The 20,412-nt window shown below is 66.3% G+C and carries 13 protein-coding genes and 1 tRNA gene; 4 read left to right on the top strand and 10 right to left on the bottom strand.

Features of this window, described 5'->3' with window-relative positions; translation table 11 throughout:
* Positions 1-266: 266 nt before the first annotated feature.
* Positions 267-1,178: a LysR family transcriptional regulator gene (locus L6Q67_RS08885; RefSeq protein ID WP_034080694.1), complete on the bottom strand. Its 912-nt coding sequence runs from the start codon at positions 1,176-1,178 to the stop codon at positions 267-269.
* A 226-nt stretch (positions 1,179-1,404) separates the two neighbouring features.
* On the opposite strand from L6Q67_RS08885, the gene L6Q67_RS08880 reads away from it, so the two are divergent.
* Together L6Q67_RS08880 and L6Q67_RS08875 are read left to right on the top strand one after the other, a co-directional pair.
* Positions 1,405-1,683, top strand: a complete 279-nt coding sequence (locus tag L6Q67_RS08880; protein WP_211926124.1) for a hypothetical protein — start codon at positions 1,405-1,407, stop codon at positions 1,681-1,683.
* A gap of 320 nt (positions 1,684-2,003) precedes the next feature.
* A complete protein-coding gene (locus tag L6Q67_RS08875; protein WP_054019079.1) occupies positions 2,004-2,912 on the top strand; it encodes a LysR family transcriptional regulator in 909 nt (302 codons plus the stop codon).
* A gap of 406 nt (positions 2,913-3,318) precedes the next feature.
* Here L6Q67_RS08875 and L6Q67_RS08870 read toward each other — a convergent pair whose 3' ends face one another.
* The 3 genes from L6Q67_RS08870 to L6Q67_RS08860 form a co-directional block, all read right to left on the bottom strand.
* Positions 3,319-7,548, bottom strand: coding sequence for a response regulator (locus L6Q67_RS08870; RefSeq protein ID WP_296568200.1), 4,230 nt, complete (start codon positions 7,546-7,548; stop codon positions 3,319-3,321).
* 140 nt (positions 7,549-7,688) lie between these two features.
* Positions 7,689-9,830, bottom strand: coding sequence for a methyl-accepting chemotaxis protein (locus L6Q67_RS08865; RefSeq protein WP_296568198.1), 2,142 nt, complete (start codon positions 9,828-9,830; stop codon positions 7,689-7,691).
* A gap of 106 nt (positions 9,831-9,936) precedes the next feature.
* Complete coding sequence (locus tag L6Q67_RS08860) at positions 9,937-10,260, bottom strand: hypothetical protein (protein WP_296568196.1); 324 nt, start codon at positions 10,258-10,260, stop codon at positions 9,937-9,939.
* Between the two features lie 144 nt (positions 10,261-10,404).
* Between L6Q67_RS08860 and L6Q67_RS08855 the strand changes: the two genes are divergently transcribed.
* Entirely contained in the window at positions 10,405-11,325 is a 921-nt protein-coding gene (locus L6Q67_RS08855; protein ID WP_296568195.1) for a class I SAM-dependent methyltransferase, read from the top strand.
* A 60-nt stretch (positions 11,326-11,385) separates the two neighbouring features.
* Here L6Q67_RS08855 and L6Q67_RS08850 read toward each other — a convergent pair.
* The 4 genes from L6Q67_RS08850 to L6Q67_RS08835 form a co-directional block, all read right to left on the bottom strand.
* Positions 11,386-11,462, bottom strand: a tRNA-Val gene (locus L6Q67_RS08850).
* Between the two features lie 116 nt (positions 11,463-11,578).
* Positions 11,579-13,132 (bottom strand): alkyl hydroperoxide reductase subunit F, encoded by a 1,554-nt coding sequence (gene ahpF, locus L6Q67_RS08845; RefSeq protein WP_296568193.1) that lies wholly within the window; start codon positions 13,130-13,132, stop codon positions 11,579-11,581.
* A gap of 89 nt (positions 13,133-13,221) precedes the next feature.
* Positions 13,222-13,785: an alkyl hydroperoxide reductase subunit C gene (gene ahpC / locus L6Q67_RS08840; RefSeq protein WP_296568191.1), complete on the bottom strand. Its 564-nt coding sequence runs from the start codon at positions 13,783-13,785 to the stop codon at positions 13,222-13,224.
* 226 nt (positions 13,786-14,011) lie between these two features.
* On the bottom strand, positions 14,012-17,431 hold the full coding sequence (locus tag L6Q67_RS08835) for an ATP-binding protein (RefSeq protein WP_296568188.1): 3,420 nt from the start codon (positions 17,429-17,431) through the stop codon (positions 14,012-14,014).
* Positions 17,432-17,622: 191 nt separating this feature from the next.
* Between L6Q67_RS08835 and L6Q67_RS08830 the strand changes: the two genes are divergently transcribed.
* Entirely contained in the window at positions 17,623-18,483 is an 861-nt protein-coding gene (locus L6Q67_RS08830) for a zinc dependent phospholipase C family protein (RefSeq protein ID WP_296568186.1), read from the top strand.
* 99 nt (positions 18,484-18,582) lie between these two features.
* Here the strand turns inward: L6Q67_RS08830 and L6Q67_RS08825 are convergent, their stop codons facing one another.
* Positions 18,583-19,107, bottom strand: a complete 525-nt coding sequence (locus L6Q67_RS08825) for a phosphatase PAP2 family protein (RefSeq protein ID WP_296568184.1) — start codon at positions 19,105-19,107, stop codon at positions 18,583-18,585.
* A gap of 3 nt (positions 19,108-19,110) precedes the next feature.
* Positions 19,111-20,325, bottom strand: a complete 1,215-nt coding sequence (locus L6Q67_RS08820) for a glycosyltransferase family 1 protein (protein WP_296568182.1) — start codon at positions 20,323-20,325, stop codon at positions 19,111-19,113.
* Positions 20,326-20,412: the final 87 nt, after the last annotated feature.

The raw sequence follows: 20,412 nt of genomic DNA, 5'->3' as shown, positions 1-20,412 counted from the left end.
AAGTCTTTGCAGGGAAAAAGGCCCAGTAAAGCGCGATCACCTCAACACGCCAGAGCCGATGCGCATACGGCAAGCACTGTTGCGCCGCGCGTCTTCGCAGTGACGCGCCACGCTGGGCATGCGAGTTTCACGCAGGATGCCAACCGCAACCGCGAGCAACGCCTGAGTGCAGCGCGCCCGTGCACCGCTGCAATGGAATCCCGCTGTGGCAAAACAGGTCTGGCGCTTTGACCAAAATGGAATCGGTCAACCTGCCTGAGGCAGCCTCATGCGAGCCGTTGCGCATCCAACGGCATATGGCCGACACGCTGCGCACGGTCGATGAAGTGGCGCAGCGGCTCCGACATCGCGCCCTCGGCATGTAGCAGGTAGGTCGTCAACGCCGCCGAGTCTTCATCCAGCGGCCGGACGATCACGTCCGCCTGCCGGCATGCCACCGCGTGCGCCGCGGTGGAAAATCCCACGCCATAGCCGGCCGCCACCAGGGCCAGCATCAGCGAGTGGGTCGTCACGTACTCGGCCACGATCGGCGGTGTCTCCACCAGGCGTAGCAGGCGCTCGCATTGCCGGCTGCACTCCTCACACACCTGCGGGTGGCACAGCACCAACGGGTAGCCCACCACCTCTTCCAGCGGCACCCGCTTGTGCGCCAGCAAGGGGTGCCTCGCGGGTATGGCCACCACCAGTGGGTCTTGCCACACCGGCATGGCGATCACCCCGGCCTCCATCTCGCCGGCCATCGCAAAGGCCGCGTCGTACAGGTCGTTGCCCAGCCCGCCCACCACCTGCGACAGCGGCGCCTCGAACAGCCGGATGCCCACTTCCGGCGCCTCCTCCCGGCACAGCGCGAGCAGTGCCGACAGCCGGGTCCGCCCGACGCCGCCGGCCAAGGCGATACGCAGGGTGCCCCGGTGTCCCGCCGCCACCGCCCGCGCCTTGGTCTGGGCTTGCTCAAGGGTCAGCAGCACGCGCCGGGCCTCCTCCAGGAACACCTGCCCGGCCGGGGTCAGGCGCACCCCGCGCGGCGTGCGCTCCAGCAGCGTCACGCCCAGGTCGGCCTCCAGTTGGCGGATCGTGCGCGACAGGGGCGACTGCTCCACATGCAGCCGCCGCGCCGCCCGGCCAAAGTGCAACTCTTCGGCCACGGCTATGAAACAGCGAAGATGGCGTAAGTTCATGTACTTCCCCCCAGAAAGTGGAGTCCATTCCTCTGGCCGCAGGGAACCGCATGAGTGCTTCCCGGTGGCGATGCCGGTCACAGAGGCTTCCAGTTGCCGCCATCCGGCCTTCAGTCGCCGGCACGAGGCGGCGTCTGAAAGCCGGGTTATTCCATTGGTGTTGCCATATCACACAAAACCACGGACAATCAATAATAATTCTCATTAGCATCTGTGTCTGAATGGAGTGAAGCCGATCAAGCCCGACGTGGCGAACCTGTCCGTCACCACCCACGGCAGCGTGTCCTGGACGACGAACGCATGGGCGACGAGCAGCTCGCGCAGCGGCTGCAGGCCTCCGCGCCGCGTCACCCGCAGCCCGAGGACTTCATCCGCGGCGACCGCCTGGTGGATCTACGAGCGCGTCGCCCAGGGGATGGCGGCTACGCAGAAGTCTGGGGTGTTGGAGCTGAGCTTCGTGACCGACCAGGCCATGACCGGGGTGAGCCGAAAGACACCCCCATGAAACTGCATCGGCACGCCCGCCCTGACGCCGGCGTGTCGTCGTCGGCTGCACCGATCGCGGACACCAGCCCGCGTGCGCGCCTGCGCGCGTGCCCGGCACACTGGCTGATTTACCAGCGTTGCGGACGCAGCACACTGACCATCAGCATTCCATGCCCGGGCTGTGTGCGCCGGCCTGTTCCGCGCGTGTCGGCGACGGGACTGTTCCAGACAGGCATGAGTGCTTCGAAGCGATGCCATCGAAGGAGGTGCTGACGGGATGCGGATCGAGATGCTGGCGCCCAAGAGGCCGAACCAGAAGAAGACAAACAGGAGGTGGCCTTGGATTTCAGATTGCTGCGTTACTTCGTCGCAGTTGCGGAAGAACTGCATCTGGCCCGTGCAGCCGAGCGTCTGGGCATCGAGCAATCGCCTGTGTCGCGTGCGATGCGCGACCTGGAAAGCCAGCTTGGCGTGCAGCTGTTCGACCGCAGCACACGCCTGACGCGGCTGACCTGGGCCGGCCAGGTGTTCCTCGGCGAATGCCGGCGCGTGCTGGCCACCGTGGAGCAGGCAGTCAAGAGCGCCAAGGCGGCGGCGCAGGGCTACCAGGGCCACCTGCGCATCGCCATCTGCGACAGCCTGGCGCAGCCCCGCATCGCCACCTTACTGGCACGCAGCCGCGAGGACGAGCCCGAGCTGGAGATTCGCGTCTTCGAGCTGCCGTTCGCGCAGCAACTCAAGATGCTGCACAACGATCTTCTGGACATCGGCTTTGGCTTGTCAAACGCGGTGCATGATGGCCTCGTCGCCGAGCCGGTGTGGACCGATCCGCTGTCGGTGATCGTGCCCGCACGCCACCCCTTGCTGGCACACGTGCAGGTGCCGCTGGCCGAAGCCTTGAAGTTCCCGCTGGTTCTGTGCCATCCCGAATCGGGATCGGGCTGCCGCCATCAGATTCAAGCGCTGCTGCAGGACGCAGGCACGCCCCTCAAGCTGGTCGATGAAGTGACCAGCCTGGGCGTGATGCTGACCTTGGTCGGCGCCGGCTACGGCATCGGTTTCGCCATCGCCTCGCAGGTGCAGACGCTACAGCGCCCGGACATCTCCATTCGTCCCCTGGCCGGCACCCCACCGATGCTCTCTACCTACCTGCTGCGCCGCCATGGCGACCCCTCCGAGCCCATGAAGCGGTTCATCGAGCGGGTGAAAGACGGGGCTGCGCCGGTCGATGATGAGCCAGTCCTTTGAGGACGCAGCTCGCCTGTCCGTTGCGACCTGTGGCGTGGTGTGCCAGAGGACAGATAAACTTCAGAATGAATCCGATGCTCTGGCTGTCGATGGATGTGCTTGGCTCGCTTTGGATCACCCGCAACGGCCTGCGTTGACCAGGCCGAAGATTTGAGTCCACAATCGAGTCCATTCCGTGACGCCCGGATCGGAAAAGACGTGCGTAATCAACGAGCTAGAAACCGGGTGCTGTTCCCATCGCCCGCTCCAGACAGGATTCATGCAGATCGCTGATCTGGGAGCAAAAAGGCCAACCTCCAGGGGTTGGCCTTTTTGTTGTCTGTCGATTTCTGGTCACAGGTGGATCGGGCCAGACCAATGGACTTCAAAGCTTCAAACACCGCCCGGTGATGCCGCCCAAGCCCGCTCAGAGCCCCTGCAGCCCGTCGATCACGACCTGCAATTGCGCCAGTGTCTCTGACAGTCGCAGAGCGCAGGCGTCCTGGTCGTGGCGGGTGGCAGCTTCCTCGAGGCTGGCGGCGGCTTCGCCCAGGTCGAAGGCGCCCAAGGTGCGCGCCGTGCCTTTCAGGGTGTGGGCAAGGCGCACCTGGGTGCCCCAGTCATCGGCGTCCCGGGCCTGGAGGTAGTCGGGTTCGAAGCTGCGGCCGTGGGTGTCGCGGAATTTGGCGAGCAGGCGCAGGTAGAGCGGCAGCCGGCGCACATGCGTCAGGCCGACCGCCACGTCGATGCCGGGGAACGCCGGGTTGGGGCCGGCTGCCGGAGCGTTGCCCCCGCCAGGCTCAACCCTTCGATCCTGAAGGGGATCTTTAGCCTGCCAGGCTGGCAGGCAGGCCAGCAACTGCTCATGGAGCTGCTCCATGCGCACGGGCTTGGCCACGTGCCCGTTCATCCCCGCCTGCAGACAGTGGTCGCGCTCCTCGAGCAGGGCATTGGCGGTCAAGGCGATGATGGGGAGATCCGCATATCCGGCCGTCTCCCGCAAGCGCCGCGTGGCGGTATAGCCGTCCATGACCGGCATCTGCACGTCCATCAGGATGACGTCCGGGCGCTGTGCGAATGCCGCCGACAGGCCGTCCTGTCCGTTGACGGCAAAGCGGGCTTTCAAGCCTGCATTGGCAAGCAGTTCGCCTATCACTTCGCGGTTGATCTCAACGTCCTCGACAACAAGGATATCGATTCCGCGGAAGCGCGCCCAATCCTGGGTTGCGGCCTTGCGGCGTTCCAGCAGGGGCGCCTCGTCGCCCAGCATGCCCAGGCTGTTGGCCAGTTCCACGTAGAGGTGGCGGGCGCAGATCGGCTTGGCCAGCACCCCGTCGATCTCGTGGGCCACGCCATCGAGCTCGCTGTGGTGACTGAAGGCGCTGACCAGGATCATTTTGGGGCTGCTCATGCCATGGCTGGACTGCATGGCCCGCATCTGCCGGATGGTTTCAATGCCATCCATGCCGGCCATGCGCCAATCGATCAGGCAGGCAAGATAGTCGGGCGGCGGGATGGCCGCCATTTTGCAGACGGCTTCGTAACCGCTGGCGGCGACCTCCGCCTGAAGACCCAGCTGGCTGGTCAGGCGGCACAGTATCCTCAGCGAAACCGGATTGTCATCGACGATCAACACCGGACGCCGCGCCTGCTCGGCCAGCCGTGCTCCGAACTCGCCGATGCCCAGGCGGCGATCAAGGTTGAGGGATTTGAGCCGGACCGTGAAATGAAAGGTGCTCCCCTGGCCCAGCACGCTTTCAACCCAGATGCGTCCGCCCATCAATTCGACCAGTTGCCGGCTGATGGAAAGGCCGAGGCCGGTTCCACCAAAGCGCCGCGTCGTTGACGAGTCGGCCTGGGTGAAGGGCTTGAAGAGCCGGCCGAGTTGCTCTTCGCTCATGCCAATGCCTTCGTCACTGACCGAGCAATGCAGTTCGACGTCCTGGTTGGCCAGCTGCGTGGTCCGGACCTTGACGATGACATTCCCGCCGGTTGAAAACTTCAGGGCATTGCTGACCAGGTTGGTCAGGATCTGCCCCAGCCTGAGCGGGTCGCCTTCGAGGACATGAGCATCTTCGTCGATGTCGTAATAGAGCTCGATCCCCTGACTCTCGGCGCGCAGGGCGACCATGCTGGAAAGCCGGTCGAAAACGGTTTCCAGCACGAAGCGGGCATGTTCCATTTCCAGCTTCCCGGCTTCGATCTTCGAGAAATCGAGAATGTCGTTGATGATGGTCAGCAGGCTTTCCGAGGCCGACTTGATCTTCGAGACATAATTGAACTGCTTGGGGTTCAGGTCGGTGGCAAGGGCCAGTTCGGCCATGCCGATGATGGCATTCATCGGCGTCCGGATTTCGTGGCTCATGTTGGCCAGGAAGGCGCTTTTTGCCTTGGTCGCTGCCTCCGCTTCCGATTTGGCTTCCTGCAGCCGGGTGATGTCAAAGAACCACGCCAGGACGGCCGGGCTCCCACCGTAATCAATGTTCATGTAGGAGCCCAGGGCCCACAGGTGCGGCTCATCCGGATAGTCCGGAAAGTAGATCTCGACCAGCCGATTGAGCACCATCTCGCCCCGTGCCAGGGAGGCGTAGATCTCTTCAAAGACCTGTGGATCGGCGTAATACCGGCTGACGTCCTCGTGATTGGCTTCGTCCTTATCGCGACGGACCAGGCTGCAGAATGCCTGATTCACGAACAGGATCTGGTGGTCGTCCACGCGGGCAATGCGCACGGCCATGGGCGAAGCCGACAGCACCTGCTCCAGCATTTCCTGCTGGCGGCGGAGCTGTGAATAGTCGATCAATGCCGAGCGGGTACACACGAATCGTCCAGTGTCATCAAAGACGGCTGAGGCCGACAGGAGCACGGGAAGGGTGTCGCCGTTCCTGCTGATGAGCTCCAGCGGCAATTCGTGCAGCTTCTCGCCGGCACGAACCCTGGGAAAGTGATTCCGGAAGATCTCGATGGCCGAAGGGCTGAGGAAGTCGACCATGCGTCGCTTACCGACGATCTCGTCGCGGGTATAACCGAGCCAGTCGAGTTCGGTATCGTTGATCTTCTGGACGACGCCATGCTCATCGAGGGAGTGGTAGCCGCAAGGGGCGTGGTTGTACAAGTCATCCAGTTCGTCGGCCTGCCTCTGGATCTCCTGTTCGGCGGCCTTGCGCTCGGTGATATCGTAGAGCAGCACGAAGACACCCCGGACCGACCCTGCCTGTCCGTCGGGAACGTAATGGGTGAGGAAATGCCGGCAGGCCATGCCCGGCTTGGACAGGATGCGCTCGAAGGACTGCCGCTCGCCCTGCAGGGCCGCATGAATATGGGCTTCGCTGAAGGAATAGGCCTCCTCCCCCAGGAGTTCGCGCATCCCGATGCCTTCGATCGCGTCCGGGGTCTTCTCAAACCAGTCCAGATAGGCGCGGTTGGCAAAGCGGTTCTGCAGCTGGGTGTCCCAATAGGCAATCATGCCGGGAATCGCATCGGCGATGGCCCGGGTGAAACGCTCGCTGCTGGCCAGGGCTTCAGTCCGCTTGCCGACCATCACCTCCAGGCTGTCACGCTCCTGCTGCAAGGCCAGGAGCTGCTGCTGGATGACCTGGTAGAGCTGATTGAAATGATGGAGGAAGACGCGGATCTCGCGGCGCCCGGTTTCCGGCAGCTTCGCCGGCGCCATGCTTGGCAGGGCGTTGATGATCTGGGTGGCGCCGCTTTCGAGCGGCTGCAACTGGTTGCCCATGAAACGCCAGACCACCAGCCCGGTGACGAGCATGGCCAGCAGCGAGCCGATCCAGATGGTCTGGGTGAGGTCGACCAGGGGGGCGAGTGCCTGCTCCGAGGGCACATAGGCGACGACCAGCCAGTCGATCGCCCGGAGGCGCATGGCGTGGGAGATGATCTCGTGTCCGGCCGCGTCAATGGATCGCGCGGCTCCCTCGAATCCGTCCTTGATCCTGCGCTCCAGCAGCGGGTCGGCGGCGCCGCTCCGCACGTCCTTCATGACCTTTGATGCATCGGTATGGGCGACGTAACTGCGCTCGGTCAGCGCAATGACCTGGTAGCCGCCAAGGCTCCCGCCGCGGGTGAAACCGGAGATGTCGAAATGGCTGCCGGGTCCGAGGTGGTCCGAACCACAGATCACGGCAATCACACGCCCGGCCTTGTCCACCACCGGCACCGCGAAGATCAGGTTTGGACGCCCTGAAAAACGGCCGATGATGGGCATCACGACCGGCCGCTTGCTCTGCAGGGCGCGGCTGAGATAGGGCGTGTTTCGGTGATCGGCCCCGACCTGCTGGCGGGCCGGTACCTCGGCTAAACGAATGCCGGCCGGCGAGAGCGCGTAAACATCCCGCCCGAAAAAGCGGGAAATGCTGGATTGGCTGTCGAGGTGATGCTGCACGGCCGTGCCGTCCGACCAGTCTGTGGGGGGGAGGCGATCGGCGATGGCCTGCAGCGAATCAATGCGCTCGCTGATTTCACTCTCGAGCCATTTGGTGACAAAGCCCAGATCGCTTTTCTGCTGCAACTCCAGCTGGGCCAGAAAGCTGCTCTCCAGGCGATCCTGGGCCATCGATGCGATGACAAGGATGCAGATCGCCTGGAGAAGCAACACCCCGAGCGTCAGCTGGACGCGAAGGGAGTCCCAGACAAGATGCATCCCCTTCGATTCCCCTTTCACCACCTTGACGTCCCCTGGTCTCGCTTCCGCTCGTTGTGTCTTCAAGAAACTCCATGCCGGACCTTCAGCGGGCAGCCCGCAAATACGCCATCAGGCCCAGACCGGCGATGACCGGGGAGCTAGCCAGCCCGTCTGCGCATCGGCGCTCTGACCACGGTCTGAGGGGCCGCCCGGCCGGTGTCTGACGGGGCTGCGCTGCCGCCGGGCAGCTTGAACTGGGAGATGGCCTCGACCAGGCGTTCCGCCTGAAGCTCGAGGCTTTCGGCGGCGGCGGCGGCCTCTTCCACCAGGACGGCGTTCTGCTGGGTGGTTTCGTCCATCTTGCCGATGGCGATGCTCACCTGCTCGACCCCCTGGCTCTGCTCCTGGCTGGCGCCGCTGATCTCGGTGACCAGTTCGGCCACCTGGCTGAACACCGTCACGACTTCACCCATCACGGCGCCGGCCTCATCCGCGAGCTTGGCGCCGTCCTCGACCTTGCCGACCGAGATGGCGATCAGCTCCCGGATCTCCCGGGCGGCAACGGCGCTGCGCTGAGCCAGTTGTCGCACCTCGTTGGCCACCACGGCAAAGCCGCGCCCCTGCTCGCCGGCCCGCGCCGCCTCGACGGCGGCGTTGAGGGCCAGGATGTTGGTCTGAAAGGCGATGCTGTCGATGACGCCGATGATGTCGGAGATGGTGCTGGAGCTCTCGCGGATGTCGGCCATGGTCACCACCACCCGCTTGACGGCCTCGCCCCCCTGATTGACCACATCGCAGGACTGCTTGGCCAGCGTGTTGGCGCGCTGGGCGTTGTCGGCGTTCTGCTTCACCGTCGAGCTGATTTCCTCCATCGAGCTGGCCGTCTCTTCCAGGCTGCTGGCCTGCTCCTCGGTACGGCTGGAGAGATTGACGTTGCCGGCGGCAATCTCCCGGGCGGCGCTGTTGATGGAGCGGGCCGCCCCCTGCAGCCCGGTCACCAGCGTCTGGAGGTGCTCCACCGTGAGGTTGGCATCATCCCGGAGGCGCGCGAAGGTGCCCTGGTAGTTGCCGCGCATCTGCTGGGTCAGATCTCCCCGGGCCAGGGCTTCGAGCATCCGGGAGACATCGCCGAGCCCCTGGTCGCTGACGTCCATCAAGCGGTTCAACCCCTCGACCATGGCCTTGAACTCGTACTGGAAGGCGTCTGCGTCACCGCGCACGGTGAAGTCGCCACTGGCGGCCGCCTCCACCAGGGTACGGATCTGCCCGCTCATGCCCTGCAGGCTGTGCTTGACCCCGTCGATGGCGGTGGTGATCTGGGCCTTCTGGCCGGGCATGCGGTCCATGTCCACCGACAGATCACCGACGGCGTAATGCTTGACCACGTCCACGACACGCATCTTCACGGCAATATGGGCCTGCACCAGCACATTGATCGAGCGCGCCATGTCGCCATAGATGCCCGGGAAACGCTGCTCATCAATCCGGTGGTCGATCATGCCCAGCTCGTGCTGTGCGGCATTCTCACGCTGGGCTTCAACAAAGCCCTTGAAGGTATCCACCATGCGCTGCATGGACTGCAGCAGCTGGCCGGCTTCATCCTCGACGGAGATCTCGATGTGCTCGGGCAGACGGCCTGCGGCCACCGCCTGGCTGATCTCCACGGCCTGGGCCAGCGGACGGCGGACACTGCGGCTGATCATCCATGAGGCCAGCGCCCCCACCACTACCATACCAGCGGCCAGCAGGCCGAGCACCAGCGCCGCACGGGACACCGCCGCATCAAAGGCCTCCCGGGCCGCCTGGGTTTCCACGGTCTGCTGGGCAAGCAGTTTCCCCAGGGCTGCACCGATGGGCTTGTCGGCACCGGCGATGGCCTTGTCCACCTCGGTCACCGAAGCACCGCCCGCCTTCAGTTCAAGCACCCGGGCGATCACCGCCCGATACTTCTGCCCACCGGCCTGGATCTCCCCCAGCGCCGCATCGGCGTCCGGCGGCAGGGGGCCGACGGCCCGATAGTCCTGCACCACCTTGTCGATGGCGTCCATGCTGGTCACAAACCTGGCCGGGTAGTCCCCGCCCCGCAGCACCGTGTTCTTGAAGTAGTGGATGCCATTGCCGAGCTCCACCTGGCCACGAAGCACCAGCCGCTCACGAACCAGCATCCGGTTTTCGTAGTCACTGAACTGCTGTCGCAGTTCAAAGAGGTTGAACAGGGCTACGGCAGCAACGGAAAGGCCCAAGGCCAGGACAAACCCGAAGCCCAGCGCCAGGCGCTTGCCGATCGTCAGCTTTTTCATGCGTGTTCCTCGAGACCGCCGGAAATGGCGTGCCGGTACAAAAGGTCTGCAAGATAACGACCAGCGGGCCCGGAACATTAGCGGGAGTCGGCGCCCCCCTGCCCGGCTATTGCACCGTCTGACAGTACTTGAGATCCGGCTGCACACATCCGCCCACGCACTGGATGCCCTTGAAGGGGTCGATGACGACGGCACCACCCTCCCTGGCCGAACACAGCAGGCGGCCGCGATCATCACGGGCGCATTTGCCCGGGCTGCAGGCGTACTGGCCAAACGCGTCTTTCTCCAAGACCCCACCCAGAGGCGCGCAGAAGACTTTGCCGTACATGTCCTTGTCGCATACCTGCTGGGCGAAAGCCGGTTGAGCGAGGGTGGCAAGGGCAAGGAGCGATCCGAGCAGGATTCGTTGGAAGGTGCGCATGGTGGCCATGGGTGGTGAGAGGGGAGGCCTGCAGTATATCCAAACGGATTGAAGGGCTTCTCCCAGCCCCCCCCCTTAAGAACCGCACCCCCGGGTGGGCCGGCGGGCTTGTCTGGTACATTGCGGGCCGCCCATCCAATGCACTGCGCGCCCATGCAAGCCCTTCTCGACGCCATCGCCAACCTGCCCATCCCCACCGACGCCCAGCGCGTGTTTCACGGCCGCGGCGGCATGCACCCCGGCTGCGAGCAGTGGACGCTCGACGCCTTTCCCCCCGTCTGGGTGCTGACCAGCTTTCAGCCCGCCACGGATGCCGAGTTGGCCGCCATCGACGCCGCCCTCAAGGCCCGCTGGGCCGAGCTGAACCCGGGCGTACCCCTCAACTGGGTCTATCAGTACCGCTTCGAGGCCCGGGCCGAAACACGCCTGATGGCCGGCAGCGTGCCCGAACCCCATGTGGTCAGCGAGAACGGCGCCCGCTTTGCCGTGCACCTGCTGCGCGGCCTCAACCACGGCTTCTTTCTGGACATGGCCGAGGGCCGGCGCTGGGTGCGGGCACAGATGGCGGCGCGGCCGAGACAGAAGGTGCTCAACCTCTTCGCCTACACCTGCTCCTTCTCGGTGGTGGCCCTGCTGGGCGGCGCGCGACAGGTGACCAACATGGACATGGCCGACGGCGCCCTGGCCATCGGCAAACGCAATCACCTGCTCAACGGCATCAACGGCGGGGCGGGCTTTCTGCCCCATGACATCTTCGCCTCCTGGGGCAAGATCACCCGCGGCGGCCCCTACGATCTGGTCGTCCTCGACCCGCCCAGCTACCAGAAGGGCAGCTTCGTCGCCGAGAAGGACTACGCCCGCCTGATGCGCCGCCTGCCCGACCTGCTGGCCCCCGGCGGCCACGCCCTGCTGTGCCTCAATTCACCCAAGCTGGGGGTCGCCTTTCTGCAGGATCAGATGCAGACCCTGGCCCCCGGGCTCCAGTTTGTGGAGCGCCTGCCCAATCCGCCCGCCTTTGTGGATGTATCCGCCGACCGTGCCCTGAAGGTGCTGGTGTATAAGGCACCGGACTGACCCGGACCGGGCGGGTGGACAGCAAAAACCCGCCACGCGGGCGGGTTTCGGAATGGGGCCTGGTGCGTCCTGACGGAATCGAACCGCCGACCTCCACGATGTCAACGTGGCGCTCTAACCAGCTGAGCTAAGGACGCAGGCCTTTCCCAGAATGCCGCCAGTGCCAGAGGCTGTCCGGCGGCGGGAAAGAAGGGGGCGGATTATACGGCCCGAGAGCCGCATGGCAAGCCCCCTCCCCGTTTTTTCCGCTCACTCAGGCCGGCGCCGAGCTGCGGATGAGGTGGTCGAAGGCGCTCAGGGACGCAGTGGCACCCGCCCCCATGGCGATGATGATCTGCTTGTAGGGCACCGTGGTGCAGTCCCCCGCCGCAAACACCCCCGGCACCGAGGTGGCGCCCTTGGCGTCGATGATGACCTCGCCCCGGTCCGACAGCTCGATGGAACCCTTCAGCCAGTCGGTGTTGGGGAGCAGGCCGATCTGCACGAAAATGCCTTCCAGCTCCACCAGCTGCTCGGCACCGCTGACCCGGTCCTTGTAGCGGATGCCATTCACCTTCTGGCCGTCGCCGGTCACTTCGGTGGTCAGGGCCGACTTGATCACCGTGACGTTGGGCAGGCTGTAGAGCTTCTTCTGCAGCACCGCGTCGGCGCGCAGGGTGTCGGCAAACTCCAGCAGGGTGACGTGGGCGACGATGCCGGCCAGGTCGATGGCCGCCTCGACACCCGAGTTGCCCCCGCCGATCACCGCCACGCGCTTGCCCTTGAACAGGGGGCCGTCGCAGTGGGGGCAGAAGCACACGCCCTTGGCCTTGTACTCCTTCTCGCCGGGCACGTTCATCTCGCGCCAGCGGGCCCCGGTGGACAGGATCACCGACTTGCTCTTCAGGGTCGCGCCGTTCTCCAGCTGGATCTCGATCAGATCCCCGGCCACCAGCTTGGTGGCCTTCTGCAGGGTCATCAGGTCCACCTCGTACTGCTTCACGTGCTGCTCCAGCGCTGCGGCGAGCTTGGGCCCTTCGGTCTCCTTCACCGAGATGAAGTTCTCGATGCCCAGGGTGTCCATCACCTGACCGCCAAAGCGCTCGGCCACCACGCCGGTGCGGATGCCCTTGCGGGCCGCGTAGATCGCCGCCGCGGCGCCGGCCGGGCCACCACCCACCACCAGCACGTCAAAGGCCTCCTTGGCACTGATCTCGCCGGCAGCCCGGGCCGAAGCGCCGGTATCCACCTTGGCGAGGATCTCCTCGATGGTCATGCGGCCCTGGCCGAAACTCTCGCCGTTGAGGAAGACGGTGGGCACGGCCATGATCTGGCGTTCATTGACCACGTCCTGGAACAGCGCACCGTCGATCATGGTGCTGGTCACGCCGGGGTTGAGCACGGCCATCAGGTTGAGGGCCTGCACCACGTCCGGGCAGTTGTGGCAGGACAGGGAGATGAAGGTCTCGAACTTGAACTGGCCGGGCAGGGCCTTGATCTGGTCGATCACCGCCTGCTCCACCTTGGGCGGGTGGCCGCCGGTCTGCAGCAGGGCCAGCACCAGAGAGGTGAACTCGTGCCCCATGGGGATGCCGGCAAAGTGGATGCGCGGCGCCTCACCCGGCTCGGCCACGCCGAAGGACGGGCGCAGGGCGTGGGTACCGTTGTCGCGCAGGGCAACCTTGGGGGAGAGCTCGGCGATGTCCTTGAGCAGGCCGCGCAGCTCCTCGGCCTTGGCGCTGTCGTCCAGGGAGGCGACCAGTTCGATCGGGCGCTGGAGCTTCTCGAGGTAGGCCTTGAGCTGGGTCTTGATGGTGGCGTCGAGCATGGTGGTGTCCTTTCTCTAGCGAGGGATTCGGGTTGAATCGCGTCGCCAGGCGCTCTCGCTGAAAGCGCCTGGCGCCGGAATCCGGTGGATCAGATCTTGCCGACCAGGTCCAGGGACGGAGCCAGGGTGGCGTCGCCTTCCTGCCACTTGGCGGGGCAGACCTCGCCCGGGTGGGAGGCCACGTACTGGGCGGCCTTCACCTTGCGCAGCAGCTCGGAGGCATCACGGCCGATGCCCAGGTCGTGAATCTCGGCAACCTTGATCTGGCCTTCCGGGTTGATCACGAAGGTGCCGCGCAGGGCCAGGCCCTCTTCCTCGATCATCACGTCGAAACCGCGGGTGATGGCGCCGGTCGGGTCGCCGATCATCGGGTAGTTGATCTTCTTGATGGTGTCGGAGGCGTCGTGCCAGGCTTTGTGGGTGAAGTGGGTGTCGGTGGACACGGAGTACACCTCGACGCCCAGCTTCTGGAATTCCGGGTAAACGTCGGCCATGTCGCCCAGCTCGGTGGGGCACACGAAGGTGAAGTCGGCCGGGTAGAAGAAGAACACGGACCACTTGCCCTTCAGGTCGGCGTCGGTCACGGGGACGAATTTGCCGTTGAGGTAGGCGGTGGCGGCGAAGGGCTTGACGGTGCTGTTGATGATGGCCATGTGATGCGCTCCCGAGTGCTTGGTTGAATGAAGTTGAAGCAGACAGGACGAATATTAGAAAACCCCGGGAAATTGGTCTAATTGATTGATGGAATGAAGTCGATACGAAATACCTATGAACCAGGACAGGGCGTGGCCCCCAGGGATGGGGCACCACGATGCTCCCCAGGCCAGCACCCTCCGGCGCTGACGCCCTCCGCCGGCGCCGGCAGCCCTGCCCGTCGCGTCAGCCGGGCGCCCGCCCGGTGGTATGGTGCAGGATGACCCGCACCATCTCCTCCGGGTCGATGGGCTTGGCCAGGTGGTCGATCATGCCGGCGGCGGCGCAGTGGGCCCGCTCCTCGTCGAAGGCATGGGCGGTCTGGCCGATCACCGGCAGGTAGGGGGCCAGGGCGTGGATCGCACGGGTCGCCGCGTAGCCGTCCATGACCGGCATCTGCACATCCATCAGCACCACGTCAAAGGCCTGCGCGCCCTGGGCACGCAGGCAGTCCACGGCCTCCTGGCCGTTGCCGGTCAGCACCACCTCGGCACCCTCGCCGATCAGCAGCTCCTCCAGCACCATCTGATTCACGTCGTTGTCCTCGGCCACCAGCACCCGCAGGCCTGCCAGCCTGCTCCCTTCGATGCCGGCCTGCGCATCGGGCCCGGACGGGCTGCGCTGGGGGGCCACCGCATCCACCGCCACGTAGGGCAGGCGCACCTCGAAACGGCTGCCTTCGCCGGGGCGGCTGTGGGCCCGCAGGGTGCCGCCCATCAACTCGACGATGCGATGGGTGATGGTGAGCCCCAGCCCAGTGCCACCAAACTTGCGGGTGGTGGAGTTGTCGGCCTGCTCGAAGGGGGCGAAGACCTTGGCCACCTCCTCGTCACTCATGCCGATGCCCGTGTCGCTGACCTCGAAGACCAGGCTGTCGCCCTCCTGCCCGACCGCCAGGGTCACGCTGCCCTGCTCGGTGAACTTGATGGCATTGGACAGCAGGTTGAGAAGCACCTGACCGACACGCAGCGGATCGGTGATGCAGGACGCGGGCAAGGCGGAGACCCGCCGGAAACGCAGGGCCAGGCCCTTGGCCCGGGCACGCTCCTCCATCAGGTCGAGGGTATCGCCGATGACCTTGGCCAGATCGACCGGGATGGCCTCGATGCGCAGCTTGCCCGCTTCGATCTTCGAGAAGTCGAGGATGTCGTTGATGATGCCCAGCAAGAGCTGCCCCGAGGACAGGATGCGGGTGAAGGTGTCCCGTGCCTTGTCGCGGCCACGGCTCTCCCGGAAGCCGATGTGGGCCAGGCCCAGCACCCCGTTGAGGGGGGTGCGGATCTCGTGGCTCATGTTGGCCAGGAATTCGCTTTTCACCCGTGCCAGGCGTTCGGCTTCGGCGCGGGCCGCCACCAGGTCGGCGGTGCGCTCGGCCACCAGCTCCTCCAGGCTGTCCCGGTAGCGGGCCAGCTCCCGGTCCTTCATCAGGCGCTCGGTGATGTCCTCGAGGATGGCGATGCCGCCGATGATCTGCCCGGCCTCGTCACGCAGGGGGGCACAGTTCATGGCGATGTTCAGATCGTGACCGTCGTAGGTGGTGTGATAGGGCCCTTCATAGCGCCCGACACGCCCTTCGATGGCATCCCGCAGGGCCGGCACCACCCGCGCATCCCGGAGCGTGCTGCAGTCGAGCTCGAGCATGTACGCCAGTGGCGCGGTCATGATCTGGGCAAACTGCTGGTTGCAGTAATTGACCTTGAGCCGGGTGTCGTACTTGAGGATGCCCACCGGCGAGTGCTGGAGCAGCAGGCGGTAATGCTCCTCGCTCTCGCGCAGGGCGATCTCGGCGATCTTGCGATCGGTCACGTCCGACTGCACGCCCTCCCACATCACCGAGCCGTCAGGCTGAGGACTCGGCCGGGCCATGGCCGAGATCCAGCGCACCCGGTCGCCAATGCGGATGCGCCCTTCCCACTCGAAGGAGTTCAGGCTGTGCTCCACCTTGCTCTGGGCCAGCTTGAACGACGCCCGGTCATCCTCGAGGATCTGCCGGTAGGGCACCTGCGGGTCGGCCAGCACGGTCGCAGCGTCCAGCCCGAGCTGCTCGCAGAAGCGCGGGCTCACATATTGAAAGCGGCTGCCGCCGTTGGGGCACCAGTGCAACTTGAAGACGCCCACCGGGATGCTCGCCACCAGGCGCTCGTACTCGTCGAAGGCCTCCTTGAGGGACGCCTCGGCGCGCCGCCGGTCGGTCACGTCCTGCACGGCACCATGGACACGCACCGGCACACCGGACGCGTCCCGCTCGGCCCCCGCCAGGCCGTGGATCCAGCGCACTTCCCCGTCCGGGCGAATGAAACGGTAGACGTGATCGAAGGCGCGCCCCCCATGCAGGGTGCCTTCATCGAAGCGTGCCAGGGTCTCGGCCCGGTCGTCCGGGTGCAGCCCGTCGCGCCAGGCATCCAGGGGAAAGTCCTTGTCCGGGGCAGCCCCGAAGATCTCCATCAACTGTGCAGAACGGTGCGACAGGCCCGTACGCAGATCGATGGAAAAGACACCCAGGCCACCGATCCGCTCGGTGATGCCGAGGGCCTGGTCCCGGTCGCGCAGATCGGCCAGGGTGTCCCGGAGCCGTGCGGCATGGGCCTGCTGGCGCCGGTGATAGCGGCTCACCAGCACGGCCGAACCGGCGCTGAGGAGCAGGAACACCAACAGCAGAGCCCCTGTGTGGACCACGTCGCCATACCACTCCATCAGGTAGTTCTCGCTGGCCACCCCCACCACCAGCATGAAGGGCAGGCCCTCGACCCGGCGCACCGAATTGATCCGCTCGACCCCATCCAGCATGCGCCGGGAGTAATAGCTGCCCGAGGTCACCCCACTGCCCAGCAGCTGGCGCAGCTCGTCGGAGATCCAGGTATTGCCGATCTCCTTGAGCGCCCCGGTCTGAGGCGGATGCACGCTGATCAGCCCCAGATCCTCGTAGCGCAGCATGGCAATCCCCCGGGGTCCGAGGTGGGGTCGGGCGAGCATCTCGGTCATGAAGTCCACCGACATCGTCGCCACCACCACGCCACCGAAACGGCCATCGGGCAGCCCCAGACGGCGTGCAAAGGACACCACCCACCGCCCGGTGCTGCGGTCAAAGTAAGGGCGCGACACCACCATGCCCGGGTCGGACGCCCCCGCAAGTCGCTTGAAGTAGTCCCGCCCGGCCTCGCTGGCATCGTCGCCGGCCGTGGCCTGCTCCGCCCGCCGCAGCCGCCCGTCGGCATCGAAAATGCGCAAGGTCTCCGTCTCGGGCAGCCAGCCCTTGTAGCGGGCCAGCAGGGCCAGCACCTCATCCGGCTGGCGCCCCTCGCGCCCGCTCCGCTCCAGCTCGTCCACGACCGCCCGCAGGGTCACGTCGATGGTGCGCCCGACACTGCTCAGGCTGTGATCCAGCACCTGGACGAGGTTGCGGGTACTCAGGGTGGCCAGCTCCTCGGCCCGCTGACGGCTCTCGGAAAGGCTGAACCAGGCCAGCTGGAGCGCGGCCAGGTTGGTGAGCACCACGGCCAGCACGATAAGCCGCTCGAAGCGCCAGAAACGCGGCGCGACCTCGGGCTCCCCCCCCGGCAGGGAAGGAAGCGGAGGCAGGCCGGACGCAGGGGGTGAGGAGGTCATGTTCCAGCTTGGGCAGGGGCTGACAGCATGGGCGGCACGCGTGGAGGCATGACTTGCTATCGGCGCCGACTGGCAAGTCTGTAGATGAAGATACCCCAGCCGGGGTGGCACAGCGGGTCCTGCCATGCAACTTCACCAGCCTGACACCTCCCTGGCACGTGCCTGTCACGGCCACCGGGCACAGTCGCCCCATGGATGCGCCCGCCCTGCCCCGCCGTACCCGCTCGAAGCTGCTGTGGCTGCTGCCCCTGCTGCTGACCAGCAGCGACGCCCTGGCCTGGGGCCTGTATACCCACGTCTATTTCGCCCAGCTGCTGCTGTGGGCCATCCCCCTCGCCGACCCGGCCCTGCGCCGCCTGGCCCGGCGCCACCCCCAACTGGTGATGGCCGGGGCCTGCCTGCCCGATGTGGCCCTGACCGCGCGCAGCGCCGGCGCCGAGGCGCTCACCGGCAGCCACCGCTGGCCCCAGTTGCACGCCCTGATGGATGCCGCCCGCAGCGACACCGAACACGCCGCCGTGCTCGGCTACGCCAGCCATCTGATGGCCGACATCATCGCCCACAACCACTTCGTACCCGCCCACGAGCGCCTGTGGTTCGAATCGGACATCACCACCCATGTGGCCGTCGAATGGGCCATGGACCGCCACGTGGCCGACCACCTGTTCAGCCGCCCTGCGCAACTGCTCGGCGACACCGGCAGCACCCTCATCCCGCTGATGTCACGGGCTTTTCAGTGCCCCCCCGAGCGGGTGGGGCAGGCCCTGAGTACCCTGACCCGGGGTGAAAGCTGGCTGCGCAGCAGCCACCTGCACGCCGGGCTGTACCACGCGGCCCGGCTGCTGGACCGGCGCGTGCAGCGTCGCTTCAACCTCTACCTCAGCCACACCGGCCGCCGCCTGGGCCAACTCGGCCGCCTGCTGGAAGGTGAACTGCCGGGATGGACCGCCGAGGTGGAACCCCTAGCCGCCCGGGCACGCCTGGACGAAACCCCCAACCGCATCCTGCGCACCTGCCTGCCTCTGCCCGAAGATCTCTTCCTGAGGGCGTGAAGGCGTTTGACGGGGACAGGTTTTCAGGAAGCAAGGACGCCGGCTCGAACGCCCCGTGGGGTCGAATTCACTCGACCCCACGGGAGAGCTCTGCCCCCTTTACAGCAGTGCGATGAGGCCCAAGCCGAGGCAGGCACCGATCGCCGCCCCCGCCAGCACGTCGCTGGGGTAGTGCAGCCCGAGTACGGGGCGGGAGGCGGCCACCAGCAGGGCGAAGCCGAAGACCGCTGGCGCCAGGGCCGGAAAGTGATGGGCGAGAATCAGGGAGAAGCTCACCGCATGCAGGGTGTGGCCGGAGGGGAAGCTGAACTTGTCCAGGGGGCAGCCGGCGCACACCACGTCGCTCACCACCTCGAAGGGGCGGGGGCGCAGGGTGCGGGTCTTGAGCAGCTTGTACACCCCGACCCCCATCACACCGGCCACCAGCATGTGGCGCAGGGCCGGCAGAGCCTCGGCACCGAACAGAGCGTACAGACAGGCCGCCAGGGTGTACCAGGCCACCCCGTCGCCGAGCCGGCTCACCGCCCGCATCAGGTCGCGCAAGCCACGGTAACGGGACAGGCGGTTGGAGCGTACCGCCAGGCGGTCATCGAGCAGCTGCAGTCGGGCGGGCAGAGCGAACATGGCTTACCTCCGGGCGGAGACGGGGGAACTCAGGATGACCTGGCGCTGGAGCGTCACCAGGCGTTCGACGATGGCCTGCCAGGCTAGGCTGGCCACCCTTTCCCGCGCGGCCAGACGCTGGCGGGCGCGCAGCTCGGGGGCATCAGCCAGGGCCACGGCACCGGCGATGAAGGCGGCCTCGTCACCGGGCTCGGCCAGCCAGCCGTGCTCCCGGTGGGCGATCAGCTCCTGGGCGGCCGCGTCCCGGTAGGCCACCACCGGCAGGCCGCTGGCCAGGGCCTCGGCCACCACGTTGCCGTAGGTTTCGGTGAGGCTGGGAAACAGGAAGAGGTCACCGCTGGCGTAGTGCTCGGCCAGGAAGGCGCCCGTCCTGGAACCACAGAACACCGCCGCCGGCTGACGGGCCTGCAGCGCCTGCTGGGCCGGGCCGCTGCCCACCAGGATGAGCCGTGCCCGGGGCTGCCGGGCACGGATCGCCTCGAAGGCCTTCTCCAGCAGGGCCAGATTCTTTTCGGGGGCGATGCGCCCCACGTACACCACCGCCAGATCGTCTTCTTCCAGGCCCCAGCTGCGGCGCAGGGAAGCGCTCCGCCGGGCCGGGTCGAACAGCACGGTATCCACGCCCCGGGACACCACGTCCACCCGGGCAATGCCCTGCCCGGCCAGCTCGCCGCACAGGGCCCGCGTGGGCACCAGGGTGAGGTCGGCCCGGTTGTGGAACTTGCGCAGGTAGGCGGCGATGGGGCGCTTCAGCCAGCCCACCCCGTAGTGGCCACTGTAGCGATGGAAATTGGTGTGGAACTCGCTGATCACCGGCAGGCGCAGCTTGCGTGCCGCGGTCAGCGCCGACCAGCCCAGGGGGCCTTCGGTCACCACCTGGACCACGTCCGGGCGCTGGGTCGACCAGCGCCGCAGCAGCACCTTGCGAGCCGGCAGGCCGAGCTGCAGGTTGGCGTAGCGAGGCAACGGGATGCCCCGGGAGAGCATCTCCTCGACACCCTCGGCCCCGTCCGGCAGCTGGATGGCCCCACCCTCGTGGGCCTGGCGGGGGCGGATCAGGTCCACCCGGTGGCCGGCGGCCACCAGGCCTTCCACCATGCGGCCGGTGGTCATCGCCACCCCGTTGATTTCAGGTGGATAGGTCTCCGTCACCACGGCCACCCGGAGGTAGGTCAGTGGATGGGCGATTTCCTGGCAAACGAGTCCGGCGCGGTCCATGCACGCAGTGTTGCGGCGGCATGCTGCACGGATGTGACGCGGAGGTGATGGCTGGGTGACGGCAGAGCCCGCCGCCGCTTCCGGCCC

This window comes from Zoogloea sp. (assembly GCF_023150065.1).
Taxonomy (GTDB): domain Bacteria; phylum Pseudomonadota; class Gammaproteobacteria; order Burkholderiales; family Rhodocyclaceae; genus Zoogloea.
Note: the sequence above shows the minus strand (reverse complement) of the source record. Positions and strands in the feature narration are given on the sequence as shown.